The organism is Roseateles subflavus, assembly GCF_030285365.1.
Taxonomy (GTDB): domain Bacteria; phylum Pseudomonadota; class Gammaproteobacteria; order Burkholderiales; family Burkholderiaceae_C; genus Roseateles_B; species Roseateles_B subflavus.
The window spans coordinates 131,929-157,207 of record NZ_JASVDS010000001.1 but is presented as its reverse complement, the minus strand read 5'-3'; the positions used below and the strand labels follow the sequence as shown (position 1 = coordinate 157,207).

The 25,279-nt window shown below is 68.8% G+C and carries 27 protein-coding genes; 23 read left to right on the top strand and 4 right to left on the bottom strand.

Annotated features, from left to right (window positions below; genetic code table 11):
* Nucleotides 1-63: 63 nt before the first annotated feature.
* Entirely contained in the window at nt 64-1,425 is a 1,362-nt protein-coding gene (locus QRD43_RS00655) for a cytochrome P450 (protein WP_285980535.1), read from the bottom strand.
* Between the two features lie 49 nt (nt 1,426-1,474).
* Here QRD43_RS00655 and QRD43_RS00650 point away from each other — a divergent pair, with 49 nt between their 5' ends.
* Nucleotides 1,475-2,395, top strand: coding sequence for a helix-turn-helix domain-containing protein (locus tag QRD43_RS00650; RefSeq protein ID WP_285980534.1), 921 nt, complete (start codon nt 1,475-1,477; stop codon nt 2,393-2,395).
* Between the two features lie 60 nt (nt 2,396-2,455).
* Entirely contained in the window at nt 2,456-4,324 is a 1,869-nt protein-coding gene (locus QRD43_RS00645) for an ATP-binding cassette domain-containing protein (protein WP_285980533.1), read from the top strand.
* 18 nt (nt 4,325-4,342) lie between these two features.
* Here the strand turns inward: QRD43_RS00645 and QRD43_RS00640 are convergent, their stop codons facing one another.
* The gene (locus tag QRD43_RS00640; protein WP_285980532.1) at nt 4,343-4,978 is read right to left on the bottom strand and encodes a response regulator; all 636 of its coding nucleotides are present in this window, start codon (nt 4,976-4,978) and stop codon (nt 4,343-4,345) included.
* A gap of 222 nt (nt 4,979-5,200) precedes the next feature.
* Between QRD43_RS00640 and QRD43_RS00635 the strand changes: the two genes are divergently transcribed.
* Entirely contained in the window at nt 5,201-6,769 is a 1,569-nt protein-coding gene (locus QRD43_RS00635; protein ID WP_285980531.1) for a GGDEF domain-containing protein, read from the top strand.
* Between the two features lie 16 nt (nt 6,770-6,785).
* Here the strand turns inward: QRD43_RS00635 and QRD43_RS00630 are convergent, their stop codons facing one another.
* Nucleotides 6,786-8,234: an aminotransferase-like domain-containing protein gene (locus QRD43_RS00630; protein WP_285980530.1), complete on the bottom strand. Its 1,449-nt coding sequence runs from the start codon at nt 8,232-8,234 to the stop codon at nt 6,786-6,788.
* 202 nt (nt 8,235-8,436) lie between these two features.
* Between QRD43_RS00630 and QRD43_RS00625 the strand changes: the two genes are divergently transcribed.
* From QRD43_RS00625 to QRD43_RS00610, 4 genes are read left to right on the top strand one after another with little or no spacing between them, the layout of a single operon-like run.
* Nucleotides 8,437-9,606, top strand: a complete 1,170-nt coding sequence (locus QRD43_RS00625; RefSeq protein ID WP_285981521.1) for an aminotransferase-like domain-containing protein — start codon at nt 8,437-8,439, stop codon at nt 9,604-9,606.
* Between the two features lie 9 nt (nt 9,607-9,615).
* Entirely contained in the window at nt 9,616-10,116 is a 501-nt protein-coding gene (locus tag QRD43_RS00620) for a GNAT family N-acetyltransferase (protein ID WP_285980529.1), read from the top strand.
* Between the two features lie 43 nt (nt 10,117-10,159).
* Complete coding sequence (locus QRD43_RS00615; protein ID WP_285980528.1) at nt 10,160-11,002, top strand: PhzF family phenazine biosynthesis protein; 843 nt, start codon at nt 10,160-10,162, stop codon at nt 11,000-11,002.
* Nucleotides 11,003-11,024: 22 nt separating this feature from the next.
* Entirely contained in the window at nt 11,025-11,756 is a 732-nt protein-coding gene (locus QRD43_RS00610; protein ID WP_285980527.1) for an alanyl-tRNA editing protein, read from the top strand.
* Nucleotides 11,757-11,799: 43 nt separating this feature from the next.
* On the opposite strand, the gene QRD43_RS00605 is transcribed toward QRD43_RS00610, so the two are convergent.
* Nucleotides 11,800-12,282, bottom strand: coding sequence for a c-type cytochrome (locus tag QRD43_RS00605; RefSeq protein WP_285980526.1), 483 nt, complete (start codon nt 12,280-12,282; stop codon nt 11,800-11,802).
* Between the two features lie 124 nt (nt 12,283-12,406).
* Between QRD43_RS00605 and QRD43_RS00600 the strand changes: the two genes are divergently transcribed.
* The 16 genes from QRD43_RS00600 to QRD43_RS00525 all read left to right on the top strand — a co-directional run bounded on the left by QRD43_RS00600 (nt 12,407) and on the right by QRD43_RS00525 (nt 25,277).
* Nucleotides 12,407-13,108 carry a cytochrome b/b6 domain-containing protein gene (locus QRD43_RS00600; protein ID WP_285980525.1) on the top strand — a complete coding sequence of 234 codons (702 nt, stop codon included), beginning with the start codon at nt 12,407-12,409 and terminating at the stop codon, nt 13,106-13,108.
* An 81-nt stretch (nt 13,109-13,189) separates the two neighbouring features.
* Nucleotides 13,190-13,684 carry a GNAT family N-acetyltransferase gene (locus QRD43_RS00595; protein WP_285980524.1) on the top strand — a complete coding sequence of 165 codons (495 nt, stop codon included), beginning with the start codon at nt 13,190-13,192 and terminating at the stop codon, nt 13,682-13,684.
* Nucleotides 13,685-13,769: 85 nt separating this feature from the next.
* Complete coding sequence (locus QRD43_RS00590) at nt 13,770-14,672, top strand: SMP-30/gluconolactonase/LRE family protein (protein WP_285980523.1); 903 nt, start codon at nt 13,770-13,772, stop codon at nt 14,670-14,672.
* A gap of 182 nt (nt 14,673-14,854) precedes the next feature.
* Nucleotides 14,855-15,427 carry an ATP synthase subunit I gene (locus tag QRD43_RS00585; RefSeq protein WP_285980522.1) on the top strand — a complete coding sequence of 191 codons (573 nt, stop codon included), beginning with the start codon at nt 14,855-14,857 and terminating at the stop codon, nt 15,425-15,427.
* 14 nt (nt 15,428-15,441) lie between these two features.
* Nucleotides 15,442-16,320: a F0F1 ATP synthase subunit A gene (atpB, locus tag QRD43_RS00580; RefSeq protein ID WP_285980521.1), complete on the top strand. Its 879-nt coding sequence runs from the start codon at nt 15,442-15,444 to the stop codon at nt 16,318-16,320.
* A 76-nt stretch (nt 16,321-16,396) separates the two neighbouring features.
* Complete coding sequence (gene atpE / locus QRD43_RS00575; protein ID WP_269632257.1) at nt 16,397-16,654, top strand: F0F1 ATP synthase subunit C; 258 nt, start codon at nt 16,397-16,399, stop codon at nt 16,652-16,654.
* Nucleotides 16,655-16,691: 37 nt separating this feature from the next.
* Nucleotides 16,692-17,162, top strand: a complete 471-nt coding sequence (locus QRD43_RS00570) for a F0F1 ATP synthase subunit B (RefSeq protein ID WP_285980520.1) — start codon at nt 16,692-16,694, stop codon at nt 17,160-17,162.
* A 2-nt stretch (nt 17,163-17,164) separates the two neighbouring features.
* A complete protein-coding gene (locus tag QRD43_RS00565) occupies nt 17,165-17,698 on the top strand; it encodes a F0F1 ATP synthase subunit delta (RefSeq protein WP_285980519.1) in 534 nt (177 codons plus the stop codon).
* 85 nt (nt 17,699-17,783) lie between these two features.
* Nucleotides 17,784-19,337 carry a F0F1 ATP synthase subunit alpha gene (gene atpA / locus QRD43_RS00560; protein ID WP_183105859.1) on the top strand — a complete coding sequence of 518 codons (1,554 nt, stop codon included), beginning with the start codon at nt 17,784-17,786 and terminating at the stop codon, nt 19,335-19,337.
* A gap of 55 nt (nt 19,338-19,392) precedes the next feature.
* Nucleotides 19,393-20,265, top strand: a complete 873-nt coding sequence (atpG, locus tag QRD43_RS00555) for a F0F1 ATP synthase subunit gamma (RefSeq protein WP_285980518.1) — start codon at nt 19,393-19,395, stop codon at nt 20,263-20,265.
* A 48-nt stretch (nt 20,266-20,313) separates the two neighbouring features.
* Nucleotides 20,314-21,726 (top strand): F0F1 ATP synthase subunit beta, encoded by a 1,413-nt coding sequence (atpD, locus tag QRD43_RS00550; protein ID WP_285980517.1) that lies wholly within the window; start codon nt 20,314-20,316, stop codon nt 21,724-21,726.
* 173 nt (nt 21,727-21,899) lie between these two features.
* Nucleotides 21,900-22,316: a F0F1 ATP synthase subunit epsilon gene (locus tag QRD43_RS00545; RefSeq protein ID WP_285980516.1), complete on the top strand. Its 417-nt coding sequence runs from the start codon at nt 21,900-21,902 to the stop codon at nt 22,314-22,316.
* Between the two features lie 185 nt (nt 22,317-22,501).
* Nucleotides 22,502-23,386, top strand: a complete 885-nt coding sequence (locus QRD43_RS00540; RefSeq protein WP_285980515.1) for a D-hexose-6-phosphate mutarotase — start codon at nt 22,502-22,504, stop codon at nt 23,384-23,386.
* 169 nt (nt 23,387-23,555) lie between these two features.
* Entirely contained in the window at nt 23,556-24,242 is a 687-nt protein-coding gene (locus QRD43_RS00535) for a CsgG/HfaB family protein (RefSeq protein WP_285980514.1), read from the top strand.
* Nucleotides 24,239-24,613 carry a DUF4810 domain-containing protein gene (locus QRD43_RS00530; protein ID WP_285980513.1) on the top strand — a complete coding sequence of 125 codons (375 nt, stop codon included), beginning with the start codon at nt 24,239-24,241 and terminating at the stop codon, nt 24,611-24,613. The genes QRD43_RS00535 and QRD43_RS00530 overlap by 4 nt, the downstream gene beginning before the upstream one ends.
* A gap of 16 nt (nt 24,614-24,629) precedes the next feature.
* Nucleotides 24,630-25,277 carry a DUF799 domain-containing protein gene (locus QRD43_RS00525; RefSeq protein WP_434063815.1) on the top strand — a complete coding sequence of 216 codons (648 nt, stop codon included), beginning with the start codon at nt 24,630-24,632 and terminating at the stop codon, nt 25,275-25,277.
* The last annotated feature ends 2 nt before the right edge of the window (nt 25,278-25,279 follow it).

Genomic DNA, 25,279 nt, shown 5'->3' with positions numbered 1-25,279 from the left:
GGCGGGCCCGAGGGCTCGGGCAAGACCTGACCCCGGCGGCTTCGTCGGGGTCAGCGTCGCTCATCAGCGCCGGCGCAGGCCCAGGTGCAGCGCGGCGTCGGGCCGCAGCGTGATGTCCAGCCGCGGGGCCGGCGCCGCCTGGCCCGGCAGCACGTGCAGCGCGTGGCGCTGCAGGATCTGCGCGGCGACGACGCTCATCTCCGTCAGCGCGAAATGGCTGCCCAGGCACACGCGCGGGCCGGCGCCGAAGGGCAGCCAGGCCCCGCGCGGGATCTCGGGATGGCCGCTGGCGGTGTCGAAGCGCTCGGGGCGGAAGGCCTCGGGGTCCTCGAACCAGCGCGGGTCGCGGTGGGTGAGGGCGGGCGTGAGGCGGATCATGCTGCCGGGCGGCAGCTCATAGCCGGCGACGCGCACCGGTGCCGTCGTGCGGCGCGAGAACAGCGCCGCCGCGGGCGGGTAGAGGCGCAAGCTCTCCTTGAAGCTGCGCGCCAGGCGTGGCATCAGCGCGAGGTCGGCCGCCGTGGGCGCGCGGTCGCCCAGCACCGAGCCCACCTCGTCGGCGATCCGGGCCTGCTCCTCGGGGTGCGAGGCCATGCACCAGCCCCACCAGGTCAGGGCCGCGGCGGTGGTCTCGTGGCCGGCGAGGAAGGTGGTCATGCATTCGTCCCGCAGGCCGCGGGGGTCGAGCCCATGGCCGCTGGCATCCTGCGCCTCCACCATCAGGCCCAGCAGGTCGTCCTGCGCCCCGCCGCTGCTCGCCAGACGCGCCTGGATCTCGCCTTCGATGAAGCGGTCCAGCAGCTGCAGGGCCCGACGCTTGCGGGCCTTCCAGGGCGCCCACAGCGGTGCGCTGACGGGCCAGTAGAACTCCTTCATCGCCTCGATGCCGAGGTCATGCACCGCCGCGGCGATGTCGCGCCCCTGCTGCACGTCGGCCCGCGAGAAGAGGGCGCGCATGATGACGGCCATGGTCGTCTGCGTCATGGCGCCCTCGAAGTCGATCACCGGCGCGTCACCCCAGGCGGCGATGCCGTCGCGGGCCGCCTCCACCATGCGCGGCACGAAGCCCTCCACCCGCTTGGGCGAGAAGGCCGGCTGCAGCATCTGGCGCTGGCGCTTCCAGGCCGCGCCTTCCGCGACGAGCACGCTGTGCCCGTGCGCGCTGGCAAAGACCTCGGTGCCGCGTTCCCAGCGGATCAGCTGCTCGTGCGAGGCCACCAGGATCTCGCGGATGTGCTCGGGATGCAGAAAGCTGTAGTCCACCAGGTGGACAAAGCGCTGGCGGACGACGTCGCCGTACTGGGCATGCCAGGCGCGGACGTTGCCGAGGTAGTCCAGGCGCAGGGCGCGCAGGCGGTCGAAACCCAGGCCGGCGGGGCCGGGCGGCAGGGCGGCATTCACGGAGGGCAGGGTGTGCGTGTTCATGAGGCGGATCGTGACGGGCCGGCGCCGGGGCGTCTTGAACGAAATCGACATGCGCGAGGACTTGGCCGGGCAGCGGCCGCCTCGCGCGTCGCTTCACTACACTGCGCCCATGGACTGCGACCGCCATCCCGATGCCGTCGCCCGGCTGATTGCCCCCAGCCTGGCGCTCAGCGGCTGCCTCTACGCCTCCCTGTGGCGCGACACGACGGGCGCCGCCTCGCTGACGGCCGCCCAGCGCAGCAGCCATTTCCCGGCCACGCCCTACTGCGGCATGACCTGGGCGCTCGAGGGCGACGGCTGCCAGGTGCTGGACGACGGCAGCGAGCAGCGGCTGCCGAGCCTCTCGCTGGTGGGCGGGCCCAAGAGCCGGCCGGCGCAGTACCGCTCCGACGCGGGCACGCGCTGCTTCATGGTGGCCTTCCTGCCGGATGCGCTGCATGCACTGACCGGGCTGGACCTGGCCTCGCTGCTGGACCGGCACGTGCCGATCGAGTCGGTGCTCGGCCCGGACTGGCAGGCCCTGAGCCGCGAGCTGCTGGCCGCGCCCGACGAGCACGCCTGCCAGGCGCTGCTCGAAGCCTTCCTGCTGCCGCGCTGGCGCGCCTGCGTCCAGGGCGCCAGCGCGCCGCCGCGCCGCTACCGCGACTGGATGGAGAACCTGGCGCTGAAGGCCGTGGCCGGCGGCCATGGCGAGAGCCTGCGCCAGGTGGAGCGCCGCATCAAGCGCTGGAGCGGCCAGAGCCTGCGGGCCCTGCGCAGCATCAGCCGTGCCGAGTCCACCTTCCACCAGGTGCGCCTCGAGATGGAGGCCGGCGAGGTGCTGTGGAGTGCGCTGGCACAGGACGCCGGCTATGCGGACCAGGCCCACCTGTGCCGCGAGACCCGCCGCGTCACGGGCTTCTCGCCCGAGGAGCTGCGCCGCCGGATCGACACGGACGAGGCCTTCTGGGCCTACCGCGTCTGGGCCTGAGCGGCGCGCCGCCCGGCGGAGTTGGCGGCCCGGGGCGCGGCTCTGGGACAATCCGCCCCCATGGCTGTCCTCTCCCTGACCAATGCCCATCTCGCCTACGGCCACGTGCCGCTGCTGGATGGTGCCAACTTCTCGCTCGAAACCGGTGAACGCGTGGGCCTCATCGGCCGCAACGGCACGGGCAAGTCCTCCCTGCTGAAGATCCTCGCGGGCATCGACAAGCTCGACGACGGCCTGCTGCAGCTGCAGCTCGGGCTGCGCAGCGTCTATGTGCCGCAGGAGCCCGTGCTGCGGGCCGAGGCGAGCATCTTCGACGTCGTCAGCGAGGGCGTGGCCGAGGCGCGCGAGCTGCGCGAGCGCTTCGAGGCGCATGCGCCCGGCGAGGACCTCGATGCCCTGCAGACCCGCCTGGAGCAGCTCGGCGGCTGGACCTGGGAGCAGCGCGTCGAGGAGACGCTGCAGCGCCTGGGCCTCGATGGCAGCCGGCAGGTCGGCGCGCTGTCGGGCGGCCTGAAGAAGCGCGTGGCCCTGGCCCGCGCCCTGGTGGCCGAGCCCGACGTGCTGCTGCTGGACGAGCCCACCAACCACCTGGACCTCGACGCCATCGCCTGGCTCGAGGGCCTGCTCAACGCCTTCAAGGGCAGCCTGCTGCTGATCACCCACGACCGCGCCTTCCTGGACAACGTCTGCAACCGCATCGTCGAGCTGGACCGCGGGCAGCTGCGCGGCTATCCCGGCAACTTCGCGGCCTTCCAGGCGGCCAAGCAGTACGAGCTGGAGAACGAGGCCCTGGCCAACGCCCGCTTCGACAAGCTGCTGGCGCAGGAAGAGGTGTGGATCCGCAAGGGCGTCGAGGCCCGCCGCACCCGCAGCGTGGCGCGCGTGGCGCGTCTCGTGCAGATGCGCGAGGATCACGCCGCCCGCCGCGACGTGCAGGGCAAGGTGCGCCTGGACATCGCCACCGGGGACAGCAGCGGCAAGATCGTCGCGGAGCTGGAGAAGGTCAGCAAGCGCTTCGGCGAGCGCACGGTGGTGCGCGAGTTCAGCACGACGATCCTGCGGGGCGACAAGATCGGCCTGATCGGCCCCAACGGTGCGGGCAAGACGACGCTGCTCAAGATGATCCTCGGCGAGCTGCCGCCCGACAGCGGCACCGTGCGCCAGGGCTCGCGCCTCACCGTGGCCTATTTCGACCAGATGCGCGACGGCCTCAACCTCGAGGCCACGCTGGCCGACACGATCAGCCCGGGCAGCGAGTGGATCGAGATCGGCAACCAGCGCAAGCACGTGATGAGCTACCTGAGCGACTTCCTCTTCGCGCCGCAGCGTGCCAACTCGCCGGTCAAGAGCCTCTCGGGCGGCGAACGCAACCGCCTGCTGCTGGCACGGCTCTTCGCCCGCCCGGCCAATGTCCTGGTGCTGGACGAGCCGACCAACGACCTCGACATCGAGACCCTGGAGCTGCTGGAAGAGCTGCTGCAGGACTACGACGGCACCGTCTTCCTCGTGAGCCACGACCGCCGCTTCCTGGACAACGTGGTCAGCTCGACGCTGGTGGCCGAGGGCGACGGCGTCTGGCGCGAGTACGAGGGCGGGGTGCAGGACTGGCTGACACAGTCCCAGCGGGCCAAGGCCCTGGCTGCCAAGGCCGCGGCAGCCCCGGCGTCCGCACCGGCTAGCGCGCCGACCGCGGGCCCGGCACCGGCCAAGCGCAAGCTCAGCTACAAGGAGCAGCGGGAGCTCGACGAGCTGCCGGGCCGCATCGAGGCGCTGGAGGCCGAGCAGGCCCAGCTCAGCGCCCTGATCGGCGGCACGGAGCTCTACACGCAGGGCGCCGGCCGCATCCAGGAGGTCACGAACCGCGCGTCGGCCATCGAGGAAGAGCTGATGGTCCTGCTGGAGCGCTGGGAAGTGCTGGGCGCCCGCTGATCCCGCTGCGCGCCGGCGTCAGGCGCGCTGCAGCTTGTCGGCCGGGACCAGCCCGGCCTTGTTCTTCAGCTGCACGACCAGCTCACCCTGGCGGATGACCACGGTGTCGACGACCTCGGTGGCATTGCCGACGCGGACCTTGTCCCCCGGCTTGAGGGGCGGGGTGGCTGGCATGACGGGCATCGGCGGCAGGGCCACCCGATGCGCCGCCTGGGGCGTGCCCATGACCTGCTGCAGCCGCTGGTGCAGGTCCGGCCGTTCCAGTGCCAGCTTCTCCAGGGCCTGACGCAGCGTCGTCTTCAGCTCCGGGCCCGTGAAGGGCTTCTTGAGCAGGAAGCGCGCACCGGCCGCCTGAGCCTGCGCCTGCTGCTCCGGGCCGACCTCGAAGCTCAGCAGCGACAGGCGGCAGTCCGGCACCTGCCGGCAGATCTGCTGGTGCAGGGCGATCCCGTTCACGGCCTCCTTGGGGAACCAGTCGGTGATGAGGAACTGCGGGCGGAACTCCGCCAGCAGGGCCAGCGCGTCCTCCGGCTTGCTGCAGCAGCGGATGTTGGCGGCGGCAAAGCCGTAGCTTTCGAGCAGCTGGCGGGCAAAGGACTGCACCCCGGCCAGCGGGTCGACGACAAGGAAATTCAGCGGAGGGGGGGCGTTCATGGCGGCGCCGGGAGGAGAAGCTGGCGGGATTGCAATCGATCTTAGCGAGCCCGCTTGCCGTCTTGCTGACGGCGGGTGACAGCGACAGCGCTCAAACCGCCCCAGCGTGAAAAAAGTGCGTGAAGGTCTCCCCACGCCCAGCGCAGTGGGGCCTCCCGACCTTGGGGTTTGGCCCTAGCATGGGCCGTCCCGGTTCCCGGATCGCAGCAGGAAGTCGTTTGCATGGGTCTTCGCCGCCAGATGATCGGCTACGTGATCGCCGTTTCGGCTGGCTGCGTCCTGCTCGGGGTCTGGGCCCTGCAGCGCGGACTGGAGCAGGCCTACCACTCGGCGGAGCTGGAGGAAGCACGGGACGATTTCCGCCATCTCCTGGCGGTGCTCGACGGCGAGATCCAGCATCGCGAGGCCATGCTGCGCGAATGGCGGCTGTGGCCGGACCTGCGGCGGCACCTGCGGCAGCCGGATCCGGCCTTCGTTGCGCGCAGCTTCGATCCCGTCTACCTGAGCCAGATCGGGCTGGAGGGCCTGATGCTGCTGGATGCGCAGGGGCGTGTCGCCCTGCAGGCCTGGGCGCGCGCGGACGGCGGGCGCTGGGCCGACTCGCTGCCGGCCGGCACGCGAGCCTGGATCGCCTCACCCGCCGTCGATGCACCGGCCTGCGGCCTCATCGGCAGCCCCGACTACCTCGTGCTGCTGTGCCGCCGTGCCCTGGCCGAGCCTGGCTTGAAGGACGGCGCGCAGGGCGTGCTGGTGATGGCCGAACGCCTGGACAGCCACTTCCTGCGCGCGCTCGAGCGTCGCGTCGGGCTGCCGGTGCGCCTGGTCCCCGCGGCGCAGGCCCAGCCGCTGGCCGGCGACATCGTCGAGCCGATGGCGAGCGCCGAGCTGCCCGGCGCCGGCCCCTGGAGCCTGCGTTACCTCGACGAGCACCTGCTCATGCACTGGCCCCTGCCCATGGCGGGCGAGCCCGCGCAGCAGGTCGCGCTGGAGGTCCAGCATGGGCGCGAGGTGGCGCGGCGGGGCGCGCAGGAGCTGCACGACCGGCGCCTGGTCATGGTGCTGCTGGGCGTGCTGCTCAGCGTGGGTCTGGGCGTGCTGCTGGATCGGCTCGTGATCAGCCGGGTCGTGCGCATGCGGCGCGAGCTGGCGGGCATCCGCGAGCAGCGGCAGTGGCATGCCGCCGTCACGCTGCAGGGCGCCGACGAGATCAATGAGCTGGGCGCAGGCATCAACCACCTGCTCTCCGTCATCGACCGGCAGGTGTACGAACTCGAGAAGCTCTCGATGACGGACGCGCTGACCGGCCTGCCCAACCGTCGCAGCTTCAGCCAGCGCCTGGGCCTGGCCCTGCGCCAGCAGCACCGCAGCGGGGCGTCGCTGTGCCTGATCCTGATCGATGTCGATCATTTCAAGCGCTACAACGACCACTACGGCCACGCGGCCGGCGATCAGGCGCTGCAGACGCTGGCCCGCTGCCTGCAGCACGTGGCGCGCCGGCCGACCGACCTGCCGGCGCGGCTCGGGGGCGAGGAATTCGCGCTGCTGCTGCAGGACACCGATGCCGAAGGAGCGCTGCACCAGGCCGAGAAGCTGCGGGAGCTGCTGGCCCGGGAGGCCGTGGTGCATGAAGCGCAGCCGGACCCGGGCGGGGCCGGCACAGGGCGGCTGACCGTCAGCATCGGCCTGGCGATGTTCGCCATGCCGGACAGTGCCGACACGCTCTACCAGCGGGCCGATGCGGCCCTCTATGCGGCCAAGGCCGCCGGGCGCGACCGCATCGAGTGCGCCTGAGCGGCGGCGACGGCGTTCAGCGCTGGCGTTCCTCGCGCATGGCCTCCAGGCGGCGCCAGAAGCGGGCGTCCTGCGAGGTGGCGAAGTTGATGCGCATGAGGCTGCCGGCCTGGCGCGTGGCGCTGAACAGCACGCCTGGCGCGATCAGCCAGCCCTCGTCCAGCATGCGCTGCGCGAGGCGCTCGGTGTCCATGCCCACCTCCAGCCAGCCGAAGAGCCCGGCCGGCGGCGTGACGAAACGGCAGCCGGCGCCCTCGGCGAGCGGCACCACGCGCTGGCGGGCGGCGTCCAGCCGCGCAATCACGCGCTCGGCATGGCGCCGCAGCGTGCCCTGCTCCAGGCACACGGCCACGGCGCGGTCCATCAGCGGGCTGGTGGTGAGGGTGGTCAGCAGCTTCTGCTCGGTGAGCTGGGCCACGATCTCCGGCGCCGCCGCCACGAAACCCACGCGCCACGCCGGGGTCAGGATCTTGGAGAAGCCCGAGACATAGAGCGTGCGTCGCAGGCCGTCCAGCGCGGAGAGCCGGGGCGCGTGGTTGGGGGCCATCGAGGCGTAGGTGTCGTCCTCGACGATCTGGAAGTCGTGCGCCTCCGCCAGCTTCAGGATCTGGTGCGCCCGCGACAGCGACAGCGTGCCGCCCGTCGGGTTGTGCAGCACCGACACCGTGACGTACATGCGCGGCCGGTGTTCCTGCGCCAGCTGGGTCATGACGGCCATGTCCGGCCCGTCGGCGCCGCGGGGCACCGGCAGCAGGCGCATGCCGGCCTGCGAGAGCCGCGCGTACTCGATGGACCAGCCCGGGTCGTCCACCAGCACGGCATCTCCGGGCTGCAGCAGGCGGCGCGTGATGAGGTCCAGCGCATGGGTGGCGCCGACGGTGCTGATGATCTGCTCGGCGGGGGCGCTGATGCCGAGGTCGTCCAGCCGGCGCGCCAGGGCCTGGCGCAGGCGCAGGTCACCGCCGGGCTCGCCGTACTGCAGCGCGAGCGGATCGTCGCCATCGGTCTGGGCCAGCACGCGCCGCATGGCGCTCTGCAGCAGGGGCAGGTCCAGCCAGTCGCCCGGCAGTGTGCCCAGGCCCGGCGCATGGCGGGCGTCGGCCTGGAACATGCCGCGGATCAGCGCCGTGGCGTCCAGCGGCACGCCCTGCGGAATGCCCACGGGCGGGCGCTGCGGCGCGGTCCGGCCATCGGCAGCAGCCTGCGGGCGCAGGTCCCGCACGAAGAAGCCGCGCTGCTTGCGCGCCTCGACCAGACCGGCGGCCAGCAGCTGGTCATAGGCCGCGACCACGGTGTAGGGGCTCACGCGGTGATGGCGCGCGCACTCCCGCACCGAGGGCAGCCGGCTGCCCGGCAGCAGCAGGCGCTGCTGGATGCGCTGCGAGAAGCGCTGGGCGAGCTGCTGGGCCAGAGGCTGGCCGGCATCGCGTTGCAGGGCGGCGGTGGCGGCTGTGTCGGTGTGCATGCCGGTACAGTTTCTAGTGCTGTTCGGACAAGTGTATTGGTTCTGTACTGGCTGCGGGTCGTAGACTGGCCCGAAGCCATTCACAATGGATGCTGAGTCCGTTGAGATTCCGTCATTGATTGCCCGCGGCGCCCGCCGTCGATTTGCTGGAGACAAGAACGTGAGCACCTCCCCCTGGAACCTGGCCCAACGCGCCGCGCGGATGAACCCGTCCATCATTCGCGAGATCCTGAAGGTCACTGAGAAGCCGGGCATCCTGTCCATGGCCGGCGGCCTGCCGTCGGCGGATACCTTCCCTGTCGAGGCCCTGAAGACCGCCTGCGATCGCGTGCTGTCGCTCAACGCCAAGGAATCGCTGCAGTACGCCGCGAGCGAAGGCTTCGCCCCGCTGCGCGAGTGGGTGGCCGCCCGCATGGCCCGCCTGGGCCTCGAGGTCTCGCCGGACCAGGTGCTGATCACCAGCGGCTCGCAGCAGGGCCTGGACCTCGTCGGCAAGATCATGTGCGACGTCGGCGCGCCGGTGGCCGTCGAGACGCCCACCTACCTCGGCGCCCTGCAGGCCTTCACGCCCTACGAGCCCATCTTCACCAGCCTCGCCAGCGACCACGAAGGCCCGCTGCCGGAAGCCTTCGCCCGCCTGGCCCATGACGCGCCCGGCACCCGCTTCGCCTACCTGCTGCCCAACTACCAGAACCCCACCGGCCGCGTGATGAGCCTCGAGCGCCGTCAGGCCGTGATGGCCGCCGCCAAGGCCGCCAACGTGCCCGTGGTGGAAGACAACCCCTACGGCGACCTGTGGTTCGACGAGGAGCCGCCGGCCTCGCTGTCGTCGATGTGGCCCGAGGGCTCCATCTACCTCGGTTCCTTCTCCAAGGTGCTGACGCCGGGCTTCCGCCTGGGCTACATCGTGGCGCCCAAGGCGCTGTACCCCAAGCTGCTGCAGGCCAAGCAGGCGGCCGATCTCCACACGCCGGGCTTCAACCAGCGCGTGGTCTACGAAGTCATCAAGGACGGCTTCCTGGACCAGCACATCCCCAGCATCCGCGCCCGCTACAAGGCCAACCGCGATGCGATGGCCGCGGCGCTGAAGCAGTACCTGCCGGCCGGCTGTGAATGGCAGAGCCCGAAGGGCGGCATGTTCTTCTGGATCCGCCTGCCCGAAGGCCTGGACGCCATGGCCCTGCTGCCCAAGGCCGTGGACGCCAACATCGCCTACGTGCCCGGCGCGGCCTTCTATGCGTCCAACCCGGATCCGCGCGCCCTGCGCCTGTCCTTCGTGACGCTGACGCCCGACCTCATCACCGAGGGCGTGGCCATCCTCGGCCGTGTGCTGGGCGAGGCGCTGGAAGCCGGCGCCCAACCCACGCCCTGAGGCGTCCCGATGGCCGCAGAGGATCCGCAAGGCCTGCAGCGCCAGCTCGGAGCGAACCGCTACCGGCTCAGCTGTGAGCCGGCGGACATCGACGCCGTCGCTGCCCATGCCTACCTGAGCCGGGCGTACTGGTCCGAGGGCATCCCTCTCGCGCTGGTGCAGCGGGCGATCGAGCATTCGCTGTGCATCGCCCTGCGCTGCGCGGCGGCGGGCGGGCCGGAGGCGCAGGTCGGCTTTGCCCGCATGGTCACGGACCGCGCGACCTATGCCTATCTCTGCGACGTCTACGTCCTCGAGGCGCACCGCCGACAGGGCCTGGCCGACTGGATGATGCAGACGCTGCTGCAGCACCCCGATCTCCAGGGGCTGCGCCGCCTGCAGCTGATCACGCGGGACATGCAGGTCCTCTACGCACGCCACGGCTTCCAGCCGCTGGGCCATCCGGAACGCGGCATGGAGATTGCCCGACCCGGCCTGTACCTGCGCGCCGCTGCCGACCCGCCGGGCTGAGTCCCGGCTCCCCCGTTTCACTGCCACAGCCGGAGGTGCCCTGATGAGCCCGCGTTCCCGTCCCTTTGCCCAGGTCGATGTCTTCACCGCCGAGCCGCTCAAGGGCAATCCGCTGGCGGTGGTCGTGGATGGCACCGGCCTCGACGAGACGCAGATGCAGGCCTTCGCCCGCTGGACCCATCTCAGCGAGACGACCTTCCTGCTGCCGCCCACGCTGCCCGGCGCGGACTACCGCGTCCGCATCTTCACCCCGGGGGGCGAGCTGCCCTTTGCGGGTCATCCGACGCTGGGCTCGGCCCATGTGTGGCTGCAGCACGGCGGCGTGCCTCGCACGCCCGGCCGTGTGGTGCAGGAATGCGCCATCGGCCCCGTGACGCTGCGCCTGGACGGCGAGCGGCTGGCCTTTGCGGCGCCGCCCCTCGTCCGCAGTGGCCCGGTTCCCGCGGACATGCGTGCGCAGGTGGCGCGCTCGCTGCGGGTGGCGGACGCGGAGCTGCTCGACGTGGTCTGGGTGGACAACGGGCCGCAGTGGGTCGCCGCGCAGCTGAGGAGCGCCCAGGACGTGCTCGACCTGCAGCCGGACTTCGCGGCGATGCAGGGCCTGAAGCTGGGCGTCGTCGGCGCCTATCCGGCCGGGCACGCGCTGCAGTTCGAGGTGCGTGCCTTCGTGCCGGACATCGGCGTGCCGGAGGATCCCGTCACCGGCAGCCTCAACGCCGGCCTGGCGCTGTGGCTGATCGACAGCGGGCAGGCGCCCTCGCACTACATCGCGTCGCAGGGCGCGGCGCTGCAGCGCGCCGGTCGCGTGCACGTGAGCCGCGAGCAGGGGCACACCTGGATCGGTGGTGACGTGGTCACCCTCGTCCAGGGGCAGGTCTGGCTTTGATCACGAACCGGGAGCCGATCGCATGAGCACGCAGGACTTGTTCCGCGAGGACGCGCAGTTGCGCGAGTGCAGCGCCACGGTGCTGCGTGTGGAGGCGGATGCCGTCATCCTGGACCGCACGGTGTTCTATCCGCTGGGCGGCGGGCAGGCCGGCGATGCGGGCGAGCTGCTGCTGGCCGACGGGCGTGTCCTGCGCGTGCTGGACACCCGCAAGGGCGAGGGCGGCGAGATCCGCCACCTGATCGACCCGGCGCAGGCTGATGGGCTGGCGGAGCTGCCGCCGGGGCAGCCGCTGCAGGCCCGCATCGACTGGGCGCGCCGCTTCGCCCACATGCGTTTCCACACGGCCACGCACCTGCTGTGCGCGCTGGTGCCGCATCCCGTCGATGGCTGCTCCATCACCGCGGGCTACGCGCGGCTGGACTTCCACACCGCCGAGCCGCTGGACAAGGACGCGCTGACCGCCGGCCTCGCCCGCCTGGTGGCGGCGGCGCATCCGGTGAGCCACCGCTGGATCAGCGAAGACGAGCTGGACGCCAATCCCGGCCTGGTGCGCAGCATGAGCGTCCAGCCGCCGCGCGGGCTCGGACGGGTGCGCGTCATTGACGTCGCGGGCGTGGACCTCCAGCCCTGCGGCGGGACCCATGTGGCCAACACGGCGGACATCGGGCCGCTGCTCGTCACCAAGATCGAGAAGAAGTCGGCCATGACCCGCCGGGTCGTGCTGGGCTTCGCCCCGTCCGCGGCGGGCTGAAGCGGCCTTCCGTGCCGGTGGACGGCGCGGCCGCCGGCGGGCGTCAGTGCCCCTTTTGCTTGAAGCTGTCGTGGCAGGCCTTGCAGCTCTGACCCACGGCGCCGGCCGCCACCTTCACCTCTTCCGGCTTGCCGCCCTTGACGGCGGCCTGCAGCTTGCCGACCTCCGCCTGGAACTTGTCGGCCGCTTCCTGGAACTTGGCGGGCTGGCTCCAGACCTCCGGCAGCGCTTCCGTGCCCTTGACCTTGTCGCTGCCCGGCACGAAGGCGGTGAAGGGCAGCTTGGAGAGGGCGGCGATCACGGCCATGTTGTCCTCGACGGCCTTGGCGTCGTAGGCCACCTTGCCCTGGGCCATGGCGTTGAGGCGGCGGAAGTGCGTGCCCATCAGCTCGAAGCCCGCCTGGCGGTACTCGACGGCATCGCCCGGGCGCTGGAAGGTGTTCTGTGCCTGGGCGCTCAGGGCGCTGCACAGGCACAGCAGGGGCAGGAGGCAATGGCGGGTCGTCGAAGTCAGGGTCGAACGCATGGGATCTCCGTTGGGGATTGGCAAGCGGCCCGCACGGCGCGGGCGGTGAGGCAGTGTAGGGCCCGGCCGACTGTCTGCGGCGCGCCGGCTTGGGGACGGGCCCGGCCTCGGGTATCGTTGCCGGATGAAGGATGCCCGCCCCGATCTTCACCGACGCCCCTTGCGCGTCTGGGACCTGCCCACCCGGCTGTTCCACTGGGCCCTCGTGCTCAGCGTGGGCGGCGCGGTGCTCAGCGCCAAGATCGGCGGCAATGCCATGGCCTGGCACCTGCGCTGTGGCTATGCCGTGCTGGCGCTGCTGGCGTTCCGTCTGGTGTGGGGCATGGTGGGTGGGCACTGGTCGCGCTGGCGGCACATGCTGCATGGGCCGGCCGCCACCTGGCGCTACCTGCGGGGTCAGGCCTTGCCGGATGATCACTTCGACGTGGGGCACAACCCGCTTGGGGCGCTGTCGGTGCTGGTCATGCTGACGTGGCTGGCGGTGCAGGTCGGCTCCGGCCTGATCGCCGACGACGAGATCGCCACCACCGGCCCGCTGGCGGCGTGGGTCAGCAGCGAGACCAGCCTCGCCTGGACCGACTACCACGAGCACCTCGGCCAATGGGGCCTGTACGCGATGCTGGGGCTGCACATCGGTGCGGTGCTGTTCCACCAGTGGTACCGCCGGCACCAGCTCATCGGCGCCATGCTGCGGGGTGACAAGCTGGCCCCCGCGCACCTGCCGGGCAGTCGCGACTCCGCGGCGACCCGCCTCTTCGCGCTGACGCTGCTGGCGGCCTGCGCGGCGGCGGTCTACCTGCTCGTCACGCTCACGCCGATGCCATGAGCCGGACTGGACGAGGTGTCGCCCCCCGGATTCGCCGACTGGCCGCGCAGCGGGCGGCAGCCTGAGTACACTGGCCGGCCTATGGACGTTTCGAACCGGATCGAACTGATCAGCCCCGATAGCCCCTCGTTGTGGGAGGAAGCCCGCCAGATCCTGCGTGAATACGCGCAGAGTCTGACCGTGGATCTGCACTTCCAGGGCTTCGAGGACGAGCTGCTGCAGCTGCCTGGCGAGTACGTGGCGCCCGCCGGCGGCTTCCTGCTGGCCCTGGTGGACGGGCAGGTGGCCGGCTCCGGCGCCTTCCGCAATCTGCCGGATGTGGACTACGCCAACGCCTGCGAGATGAAGCGCCTGTACGTGCGCCCCGCCTTCCGCCGCTTCGGCCTCGGTCGCATCGTGGCGCAGGCGCTCATCGACCAGGCCACGCAGGCCGGCTACTCCGCCATGCTGCTGGACACGCTGGACGACATGGAGGCCGCGCGCGGCCTGTACGGCAGCCTCGGCTTTGAGACGGTGCCGCCGTACTACTTCAACCCCATCCCTGGCGCGCATTACCTCAAGGTCGACCTCGCCTGATTTCGGGGCCTGGCGCCGGGTGCGCGCCCGGTTACGGTGGATTACGCCGCTAGCATGGGGCACTGCCTGCTTCCTTCGCGACGCCATGACCGCCTTGCCCGTGCTCTCTCCCGTTCACCCGCACGCCGCCGGCCTGGGCGAGTCGCCCCTGTGGCATCCGCAGGAGCAGGCGCTGTACTGGGTGGACATCCCCGGCCAGGCCCTGCTGCGCCTGCGGGCGGATGGCGCGACCCTCGACCGCTGGGCGCTGCCCTCGGAGCCCGGCTGCATTGCCCGGCGGGCCAGCGGCGGCCTGCTCATGGCGCGGCGGGACGGTGTGCATGCCTTCGACCCCGCGACGGGGGAGTCGCAGCGGCTGATCGCGCCGCCCTACGACCCGGCCCGCCAGCGCTTCAATGACGGCAAGGCCGATCCACAGGGGCGCTGGTGGATCGGCGGCATCGACGACGCGCGGGCGCCGGAGGCCTTCTTCTACCGCCTCGATCGCCAGGGCTGTGCGGCCGTCCTGCCGGGCGTGAGCACGGGCAACGGCCTGGCCTTCAGCCCGGACGGCCGGCGCCTGTACCACTCGGACACCAAGGCGCACACCGTCTTCGTGCGGGACTACGAGCCGGCCACCGGCGTGCCCGGCGAGGCCCGCGTGCTGGCGCGCTTTGCTCCGCGCGAGGCTGGCCAGCCGCTGTCAGCCTACGGCGGCCGGCCGGATGGCGCCGCGGTGGATGCGCAAGGCGCCTACTGGGTCGCCATGTTCGAGGGGCAGCGCCTGCTGCGCCTGTCGCCGGCGGGGGACGTGCTGGCCGAGATCCCGCTGCCGGTACGCTGCCCGACGATGCCGGCCTTCGGCGGCGCCGACCTCCGCACGCTGTACCTCACCACGGCACGCCAGGGGCGTCCGGCGGACGAGCTCGCGGCCCAGCCGCTGGCCGGCTGCGTGTTGCAAATGCGCGTCGAGGTGCCGGGTCTGCCGGTGCCGGCCGTGGACCTGTAGTCCCGCCGGCCCGGTACGGGCGTCTGCGCGCTGTGCGCCGTTCTGGTGCAGCTCGATGACAAAAGGCACTTGCTGACATCTGTCAAGGGCAAGTCCTGATGCATTGTTGGGCGTCTGTTAAGCCCTTGTAAGGGGAAACCACATATAATCTTTGGGTTTTGCCGATCGACCCCCAAGGATTCGTGAGCTCTGAACCGCATGATGCCGCCCCGGCCGACAATGCTGAGGTGACCCATGCAGCGGCCCCTGCTGTACCGCAGGCCGCGCCGCAGGCTCCCGTCGCGCCCACCGGCGCGCGCCCTGATCCATGGGATGAGGCCGGCGAAGATGATTTCAAGGCCCGCGAGCCCCTGACGCCTGAAGAGGCGGCGGCTTGGCGGGCCGGGCATCGAGCGACGTCGCCCTGGCGTGTGGTGTGGTTCCAGGCGGTGGCGGCGGTGCTGATGGTGGCGCTGTGGACCTTTTTCGGGTCGGCACGCCATGGGTACTCGGCGCTTTTCGGCGCCCTGGCCGTGGTCGGGCCCAATGCCTTGATGGCATGGGGGACGACCCGGCGCCCGGCCGCGATGGCGGGAGCTGCACTGCTCTCGCTGATGGTCTGGGAGCTGATCAAGATTCTCTTGGTCGCCGTCATCCTGTTGGCGGTGATCAAAGGGGTGCCTGACCTGCGTTGGCCGGCTCTGCTGCTGACGATGGTCGTGTGCCTCAAGGTTTACTGGCTGGTCCTGCTTCGGTGGGGCCGAAACAAAAATTAGACGGAACCCTGAACATGGCAGCAGAAGGACACGCGCCGACCGCGGGTGAGTACATCACTCACCACTTGCAGCACTGGCAGAAGAACTTTGCTCTGGTCGACCAGAAGCAGCAAGGCATCGTCGATTTCAGCGTCTTCAACCTGGATTCGCTGATCTATTCCGTGGTGCTGGGCTCCATCGCCCTGTTCTTCCTGTGGCGTGCCGCCCGCAAGGCCACGTCCGGCGTGCCGGGCCGCTTCCAGGCTGCCGTCGAGATGCTGGTCGAGCTCGTGGACAACCAGGCCAAGGGCGTGATCCACAACGAGAAGAGCCGCAAGGTCGTGGGCCCCGTCGCCCTGACCGTGTTCGTGTGGATCTTCTTCATGAACGCCATGGACATGCTGCCCGTGGACTGGCTGCCCAAGCTGTGGGGCAACTACGTCGCCGCGACCGGCCATGACCCGCACCACGCCTACATGCGCGTCGTGCCCACCGCCGACCTGTCGACCACGCTGAGCATGTCCACCTTCGTGCTGCTGCTCTGCCTGTTCTACAACGTGAAGATCAAGGGCCTGGGCGGCTGGGGTCACGAGCTGATCTCCGCTCCCTTCGGCGCCCACCCCGTGCTGTGGCCGTTCAACTTCGCCATGCAGATGATCGAATTCCTCGCCAAGACCGTGTCCCACGGCATGCGACTGTTCGGCAACATGTTCGCTGGCGAGCTCGTGTTCATGCTGATCGCCCTGATGGGTGGCGGCTGGGCGCTGACGGGCACGGGCATCGGTCTGGCCATCGGCCACATCGTCGCCGGCACCGTCTGGACCCTGTTCCACATCCTCGTGATCGTGCTGCAGGCCTTCATCTTCATGATGCTGACGCTGATCTACATCGGCCAGGCCCATGACGCGCACTGATTGAAGACCTTCAGTCGGGCACCTCTTTCTTTTCTCGTTTCCTTTCTTTCTTTTCTAACCTCTTCAGGAGCACAAAATGGAAAACATCCTCGGCCTCGTGGCACTGGCTTGCGGCATCATCGTTGGTCTGGGCGCTATCGGCGCTTCCATCGGCATCGCGCTGATGGGTGGCAAGTTCCTGGAGTCCTCCGCTCGCCAGCCCGAGCTGATGAACGAACTGCAAACCAAGATGTTCATTCTGGCCGGCCTGATCGACGCTGCCTTCCTGATCGGCGTCGCTATCGCTCTGCTGTTCGCCTTCGCCAACCCCTTCACCGCTGGCCTGGCTCACTAAGCGCCACGTCCCCTTTCACGACTGAAAGGATCGTGCCGTGAATATCAACGCAAGCCTTTTCATTCAGTGGATCCCGTTCGCAGTGCTCGTGTTCGTCACGATGCGCTTCATCTGGCCGCCGATCACCAAGGCCTTGGACGAGCGTGCAGGCAAGATCCGCGAGGGTCTGGCTGCCGCCGACAAGGCTAAGGCTGAGCTGGCCACCGCCAACAAGGCGGCAGATGAGCAACGGGCCATTGCGCGCAACGAGACCACCAAGCTGCTGGCTGACGCTGAAAAGCGTGCCGCCGCCATCGTGGACGAGGCCAAGAAGCGTGCTGAAGATGAAGGCGCCAAGATCGTGGCCGCTGCCAAGGCTGAGGCCGAGCAGCAAGCCACCCGTGCCCGCGAGGCCCTGCGTGAGCAGGTCGCCGTGCTGGCCGTGAAGGGCGCCGAGCAAATTCTGCAGCGCGAGGTCAATGCCAGCGTGCACGCCGAGTTGCTGGGCCGTCTGAAGACGGAGCTGTAATCATGGCTGAGCTCGCCACCATTGCACGCCCCTACGCTGAGGCGCTCTATCAGGTCGCGAAGAAGCACGATGTGAAGGCCTGGGGCCAGACGCTTGATGCGCTGGCCCTGGTCGCACAGGATGCTGACCTGCGCTCGTTTGCCGACAATCCCAAGGTCACCGCCGAGCAGGTGTATGCCGTCATGACGGCCGCTGCGAAGCAGACCCTGGCACCGGAGCTGCAGAACTTCCTGCGCACGGTGATCGACAACGGCCGCCTCTCGGCCCTGCAGGCTGTCGTGGACCAGTTCCACGTGCTGGCCAACGCAGCCGCCGGCGTCGCCGATGCGCAGATCTTCAGTGCCTACCCGATCGAGCCGGCCCAGTTGGCGGACGTGGTCGCGACGCTGGAAAAGCGCTTCGGTCGCAAGCTCGAAGCCCATGTTCAGCTGGAGCCCGCTCTCATCGGCGGTATCCGGGTGGTGGTTGGCGATGAGGTGCTCGACACCTCCGTCAAGGCCCGCCTGGACCGCATGAAAGTGGCGCTCACCGCTTAAGCACCAGCGCGAAGACACCTTATCCGATTCATCCCTGTGTCACCCGCGCTCTGGCAACAGACGCCCGACCAGATGGGAGCAAGCAATGCAACTGAATCCTGCTGAAATTTCCGAACTGATCAAGAGCCGCATCGAGGGCCTGGGCAGCACGACGGACGTCCGTAACCAGGGCACCGTGGTGTCCGTGTCCGACGGCATCGTGCGCATCCACGGCCTGTCCGATGTGATGCAAGGCGAAATGCTGGAGTTCCCGGCTGACGCCAGCGGCCAGCCGTCCTTCGGCCTGGCCCTGAACCTCGAGCGCGACTCCGTCGGCGCCGTGATCCTGGGTGGCTACGAGCACATCTCCGAAGGCGACACCGTGAAGTGCACGGGCCGCATCCTGGAAGTGCCCGTCGGCCCCGAGCTGATCGGCCGCGTGGTGAACGCCCTGGGCCAGCCCATCGACGGCAAGGGCCCGATCAACGCCAAGATGACGGACGTGATCGAGAAGGTCGCTCCCGGCGTGATCGCCCGCAAGTCCGTGGACCAGCCGGTGCAGACCGGCCTGAAGTCCATCGACTCGATGGTGCCCGTCGGCCGTGGCCAGCGCGAGCTGATCATCGGCGACCGCCAGACCGGCAAGACCGCCGTGGCCATCGACGCCATCATCAACCAGAAGGGTCAGAACATGACCTGCGTCTACGTCGCGATCGGCCAGAAGGCTTCGTCGATCAAGAACGTGGTGCGTGCTCTGGAACAAGCCGGCGCGATGGAATACACCATCGTGGTGGCTGCCTCGGCGTCTGAATCCGCTGCCATGCAGTACGTGTCGGCCTACTCCGGCTGCACGATGGGCGAGTACTTCCGTGACCGTGGCCAGGACGCCCTGATCGTTTATGACGATCTGTCCAAGCAGGCCGTGGCCTACCGTCAAGTGTCGCTGCTGCTGCGCCGCCCCCCGGGCCGCGAAGCCTTCCCCGGCGACGTGTTCTATCTCCACAGCCGTCTGCTGGAACGCGCCGCTCGCGTGAACGCCGACTACGTGGAAGCGTTCACCAAGGGTGAAGTGAAGGGCAAGACCGGTTCGCTGACCGCGCTGCCCATCATCGAAACCCAGGCCGGTGACGTGTCCGCCTTCGTTCCGACCAACGTGATCTCGATCACCGACGGTCAGATCTTCCTGGAAACCAACCTGTTCAACGCAGGTATCCGCCCCGCCATCAACGCCGGCATCTCGGTGTCGCGCGTGGGTGGTGCTGCCCAGACCAAGCTGATCAAGTCGCTGTCCGGCGGTATCCGTACCGACCTGGCCCAGTACCGTGAGCTGGCTGCCTTCGCGCAGTTCGCCTCCGACCTGGACGAAGCGACCCGCAAGCAGCTGGACCGTGGCGCCCGCGTGACGGAACTGCTGAAGCAGGCCCAGTACTCGCCGCTGAGCATCAGCCTGATGGCTGCCACGCTGTACGCGGTGAACAAGGGCTTCATGGACAGCCTGGAAGTGAAGAAGGTTCTGGCCTTCGAACACGGTCTGCACCAGTTCCTGAAGACCAGCCACGCCGCTCTGCTGGCCAAGCTGGAAGCCGACAAGGCCATGGACAAGGACGCAGAAGCCGAGCTGAACGCCGCCATCACGACGTTCAAGAAGTCCTTCGCCTAAGCAACCATGACCGGGTGCAAACCTCGGTGAGCACCCGGCCCTAACAGGAGAAATCATGGCAGCAGGCAAGGAAATTCGCGGCAAGATCAAGTCGGTCGAGAACACCAAGAAGATCACCAAGGCCATGGAGATGGTCGCGGCATCCAAGATGCGCAAGGCGCAGGACCGGATGCGTGCGGCTCGTCCCTACAGCGACAAGATCGGCAACATCGCTGCCAATCTGTCCAAGGCCAATCCCGAGTACCAACATCCTTTCATGGTCAGCAATGGCCAGGCGAAGGCGGTCGGTTTCGTGGTGGTCACGACGGACAAGGGTCTGTGCGGTGGCTTGAACACCAATCTGCTGCGCGCGGTCACCACCAAGCTGAAGGACCTGGAGTCCGCCGGTCAGAAGCCTGAGGTCGTTGCCATCGGCAACAAGGGCCTGGGTTTCATGAACCGCGTCGGCGCCAAGGTCGTGGCTCACGCCACGCAGCTGGGCGACCAGCCGCACATCGAGAAGCTGATCGGCCCCGTCAAGGTGCTGCTGGACAAGTACGCCGCTGGCGAGCTGTCCGCCGTCTATCTGTGCTTCACCCGCTTCATCAACACGATGAAGCAGGAGCCGGTGGTGCAGCAGCTGCTGCCCCTGTCGGCTGAGGACATGCAGACGGACAAGGCCTCGCACAGCTGGGACTACCTCTACGAGCCCGACGCCGCGACCGTCATCGACGATCTGCTGGTGCGCTACACCGAGGCCCTGGTCTACCAGGCCGTCGCCGAGAACATGGCGTCCGAGCAATCGGCGCGCATGGTGGCCATGAAGGCCGCCACTGACAACGCAGGCACCCTGATCGGTGAGCTGAAGCTGGTCTACAACAAGACCCGCCAGGCCGCGATCACGAAGGAGCTGAGCGAAATCGTCAGCGGCGCCGCCGCCGTGGGCTGATCTCAGCAGACGCAGCAGCAAAAGTTTTGGAATTGAAGGAACGAAAAAATGGCTAACACTCAATCAGTGGGCAAGATCGTTCAGTGCATCGGCGCCGTGGTGGACGTGGAATTCCCGCGTGACCAGATGCCCAAGGTGTACGACGCCTTGAAGATGGAAGGTTCCGCCCTGACGCTGGAAGTTCAGCAGCAGCTGGGCGACGGCGTGGTGCGTACCATCGCCCTGGGTTCGTCCGACGGCCTGCGCCGCGGCACGGAAGTCTTCAACACCGGCGACACCATCAAGGTGCCGGTGGGCAAGGCCACCCTGGGTCGGATCATGGACGTGCTGGGCAACCCCATCGACGAGCGTGGCGAAGTGTCCTCGGAGCTGACCGCTTCGATCCACCGTGCCGCTCCCTCGTACGACGAGCTGAGCCCCTCGCAGGACCTGCTGGAAACCGGCATCAAGGTGATCGACCTGATCTGCCCGTTCGCCAAGGGCGGCAAGGTGGGTCTGTTCGGTGGCGCCGGCGTGGGCAAGACCGTGAACATGATGGAACTCATCAACAACATCGCCAAGGCTCACTCGGGTCTGTCGGTGTTCGCTGGTGTGGGCGAGCGTACCCGTGAGGGCAACGACTTCTATCACGAGATGGCCGATTCCGGCGTCGTGAACCTGGAGAAGCTCGAAGAGTCCAAGGTGTCCATGGTCTACGGCCAGATGAACGAGCCCCCGGGCAACCGTCTGCGCGTGGCCCTGACCGGCCTGACCATCGCCGAGTCCTTCCGTGACGAAGGCCGTGACGTGCTGTTCTTCGTGGACAACATCTACCGCTACACCCTGGCCGGTACCGAAGTGTCCGCGCTGCTGGGCCGTATGCCTTCCGCCGTGGGCTACCAGCCGACGCTGGCCGAGGAAATGGGCCGTCTGCAAGAGCGGATCACGTCGACCAAGGTCGGTTCGATCACCTCCATCCAGGCCGTGTACGTGCCTGCCGATGACTTGACCGACCCGTCCCCCGCCACGACGTTCGCTCACTTGGACGCCACCGTCGTGCTGTCGCGTGACATCGCCGCCCTGGGTATCTACCCCGCCGTGGATCCGCTGGACTCGACCTCGCGTCAAGTGGACCCGAACGTCGTGGGCGAAGAGCACTACACGACCACCCGCGCCGTCCAGCAAGTGCTGCAGCGCTACAAGGAACTGCGCGACATCATCGCGATTCTGGGTATGGACGAGCTGTCTCCCGAAGACAAGCTGGCCGTGGCCCGCGCTCGCAAGATCCAGCGTTTCCTGTCGCAGCCCTTCCACGTGGCCGAAGTGTTCACCGGCTCGCCCGGCAAGTACGTGCCCCTGAAGGAAACCATCCGCGGCTTCAAGATGATTGTGGCTGGCGAGTGCGATCACCTGCCGGAGCAGGCGTTCTACATGGTTGGCACCATCGACGAAGCCTTCGAAAAGGCGAAGAAGCTGCAGTAAGTGGCGCATTCGGGCCTCAGGCGTCGTTGCCGTGCTCGCCGGACAGGAAGTCCGGCTGTGCGCGGCGCCTAGCCTGAGACCCGACTGCTTGCTTCCTGCACCTTCTTCCTCGTGTAGGACGAGGGTGAAGAAGCAGACGACTTACTTCAACTTCAACGCTAGAAAGATTGAACATGGCAACCATTCATGTTGACGTGGTGTCCGCCGAGGAGAGCATCTTCTCGGGCGAGGCCAAGTTCGTCGCGTTGCCGGGTGAAGGTGGTGAGCTGGGCATCCTGCCGCAGCACACGCCGCTGATCACCCGCATCAAGCCGGGCGCGGTGCGCATCGAGCGCGCCGACAACGGCCAGGAAGAGTTCGTGTTCGTGGCCGGCGGCCTTCTGGAAGTGCAGCCGAACTGCGTGACCGTGCTGGCCGACACCGCCATCCGCGGCAAGGACCTGGACGAAGCCAAGGCCTCCGAAGCCAAGAAGCTGGCCGAGGAAGCGATGAAGAACGCCAAGAGCGACATCGACTTCGCCAAGGCGCAAAGCGAATTCGCCGCCATGGCTGCCCAGATCGCAGCCCTGCGCAAGTTCCGCAAGAAGTGAAGGCCCAGGCCCTCAGCAGCCTCGCGGCCCGCTGAGCTGTGGCCTTCCTCAGGCGCCCGCCGACGCAAGTCCGGCGGGCGTTGTCTTTTCCCTCCGCCGATTTCAGCTGATTTCAGCGGCCGCCGTTCAGTGGCAGGACGCCCTCGATGCCGGGCCGACGCCACGGTCCACCACAGATTCCCGCCATGCCCACGCCCATTGCCCTGACCCGCCACCACGGCCTCGAAGCCCTGGAACTCGTCGCGCCCGACGGCGCGCGCGCGGTGCTGCTGCTTCACGGCGCGCATCTCACGTCGTGGATCCCCGCCGGCGGCGAGGAGCAGCTGTACCTCTCGCCGAAGAGCAGCTTCGCAACGGGGCAGGCGATCCGCGGCGGTGTGCCGTTGATCTTCCCGCAGTTCAGTGCGCGCGGCCCGCTGATGCGCCACGGCTTCGCCCGCACCAAGCCCTGGCAGCTGGTGCAGGCCGAGCAGGGGGTGGACGACGCCCTGGCCGTTCTGCAGCTCACCGACGATGCCGCCACGCGCATGGTCTGGCCCCATGCCTTCTCGGCCGAGCTGTCGGTGCGGGTCAGCGGCCAGACGCTGGACATCGAGCTGGCCGTCGAGAACACCGGCGACACGCCCTTCGACTTCACGGCCGCGCTGCACACCTACCTGCGCACCGGCGCGCTCGACGCCACCAGCCTGCGCGGCCTGGCCGGCCTGCACTACTGGGACCAGGTGAAGAACGCCGAGCAAGTCCAGCGCAGCGACCTCGTCCTGCCCGGCAGCCCGGGTTGCGAGGACCTGGACCGCATCTACTACCAGGTCAGCCAGCTCAAGGAGCCGCTGCAGCTGATCGACGAGTCCGGCACGCAGCGCCGCGCACTGGACCTCCTGCAGCAGGGCTTCGACGACGCCGTGGTCTGGAACCCCGGCGCCGGGAAGTGCGCGCAGCTGGCGGACATGCCCGCGGACGGCTACCAGCAGTTCCTGTGCGTGGAAGCCGCGGCCATCGAACGCCCGGTGCTGCTGCAGCCGGGCGAGGTCTGGAGCGGGCTGCAAAGCCTGCGGCGTCAAGGCGCCTGACCCCGGGGGGGCTAACGTCCGGTGATGCCGGCGGCCCCTGCGCTTGTCTTTGCTCAGGACTGTCCCGAATCCCGATCGGAGACAAGGCATTCCGGTGTTAACCTCCGCGCCCGCGTAACAAAAAGTTCAGGCATTTCTTGCCGAAGACGCGCATCACGGAGGTTATCCCATGTTCACCAAGACTCCCCAGCTGCTGCTGTTGTGCGGCGCGCTGGCACTTTCCGCCTGCTCGACCACGGAGCAGTCTCGCGTCGTCCAGACGACCCAGGTCAGCAGTGCCGCCGCACCTGCGCCCGCACCCCAGCGCGCACGCACGCCCGTGGCGATCGGCCGCTTTGACAACCGCTCGGAATATCTCCGGGGGATGTTCACCGATGGCCCGGACCGGCTCGGCGCGCAGGCCAAGGCGATCCTGCAGACGCATCTGCAGCAGTCGCAGCGTTTCAATGTGCTGGACCGCGACAACCTGGCCGAGGCGCGCCAGGAAGCCAGCTACAAGTCCGCGCAGGTGAACATCAAGGGCGCCGATCTGCTGGTGAGCGGCTCGGTCACGGAGTTCGGTCGCAAGGATGTCGGCGACAAGCAGCTGTTCGGGCTGCTCGGCCGTGGCAAGAGCCAGATCGCCTATGCCAAGGTGACGCTGAACATCGTCAACAGCCAGACGGCGGAGGTGGTCTATTCCGTGCAGGGCGCGGGCGAGTACAGCCTCTCCGAGCGCGAGGTGCTGGGCTTTGGCAGCACGGCGTCCTATGACGTGACGCTCAACGGCAAGGTGCTGGATCTGGCCGTGCGCGAGGCGGTCGAGAAGCTCGTCCAGGGTCTGGACGCCGGCAGCTGGAAGGCCCAGCAGCCATGAGCAAGGGATCGCACATGAAGACGGCGGCTGCCCTGGCACTGACCCTGCTGCTCGGCGCCTGCGCCACGGCACCAAAGCCGCTCTACCACTGGGGCAGCTACCAGCCCGCCCTGTATGCCCACTTCAAGGGCGACGACGCCAAGGCGCAGGAGCTGCTCGACAAGCTGCAGGTGCAGCTGGCCGAGACGCAGCAGTCGAACCTGCTGCCGCCCCCGGGCCTGCACGGCCACATGGCCTTGCTGAACGCGAGGCTGGGCCGCAGCGAGGAGTCCCGCCGCCACCTGGAACGTGAGCGTCAGCTCTTCCCGGAATCGGCCCAATACATCGACATGCTGCTGCGCAATGCGCAGAAGAGCTCGTCCGCGAGCTGAGAGAGAGCTGCCACAGATGATGAAGACTGTACTTTCGCTCCTGGTCAGCGCCGCGCTGCTCACGGCCTGCGCCACGGCCCCCACGCCCAAGGACATGAGCGCCTTCAAGGCCGCGAAGCCCACTTCGTTGCTGGTCCTGCCGCCGCTGAACGAGACCCCGGACCCGGATGCCACCAACGGCGTGCTGGCGCAGATCACCCTGCCGCTGGCGGAGTCGGGCTACTACGTGATGCCGGTGAGCCTGGTGTCCGAGACGCTGCGGCAGAACGGCATGCAGACCCCGCACGACATGCATCAGATCGCCGTGCCGAAGCTGCGTGACGTGTTCGGTGCCGATGCCGTGGTCTACATCACCGTGAAGCAGTACGGCACCAAGTACATGGTGCTGGCCAGCGACACGGTGGTGGCTGTCGAGGCGCGCGTGGTGGACCTCCGCTCCGGCCAGGAGCTGTGGTCCGGCAAGGCCTCGGCCGCGTCGTCCGAAGAGGGCGGGAGCAACCAGCAAGGCCTGGTGGGGCTGCTGGTGAAGGCGCTCGTGGAGCAGGTGGTCAACTCGGCGTCGGACCGCAGCTTCCCGGTCGCCGGGCGCGCGGTCAACCGCCTCATCGTCCATCCACAGCTGGGTCTGCCGGCCGGCCCGCGCAAGCCGGTCCCGGCCAGCTGACA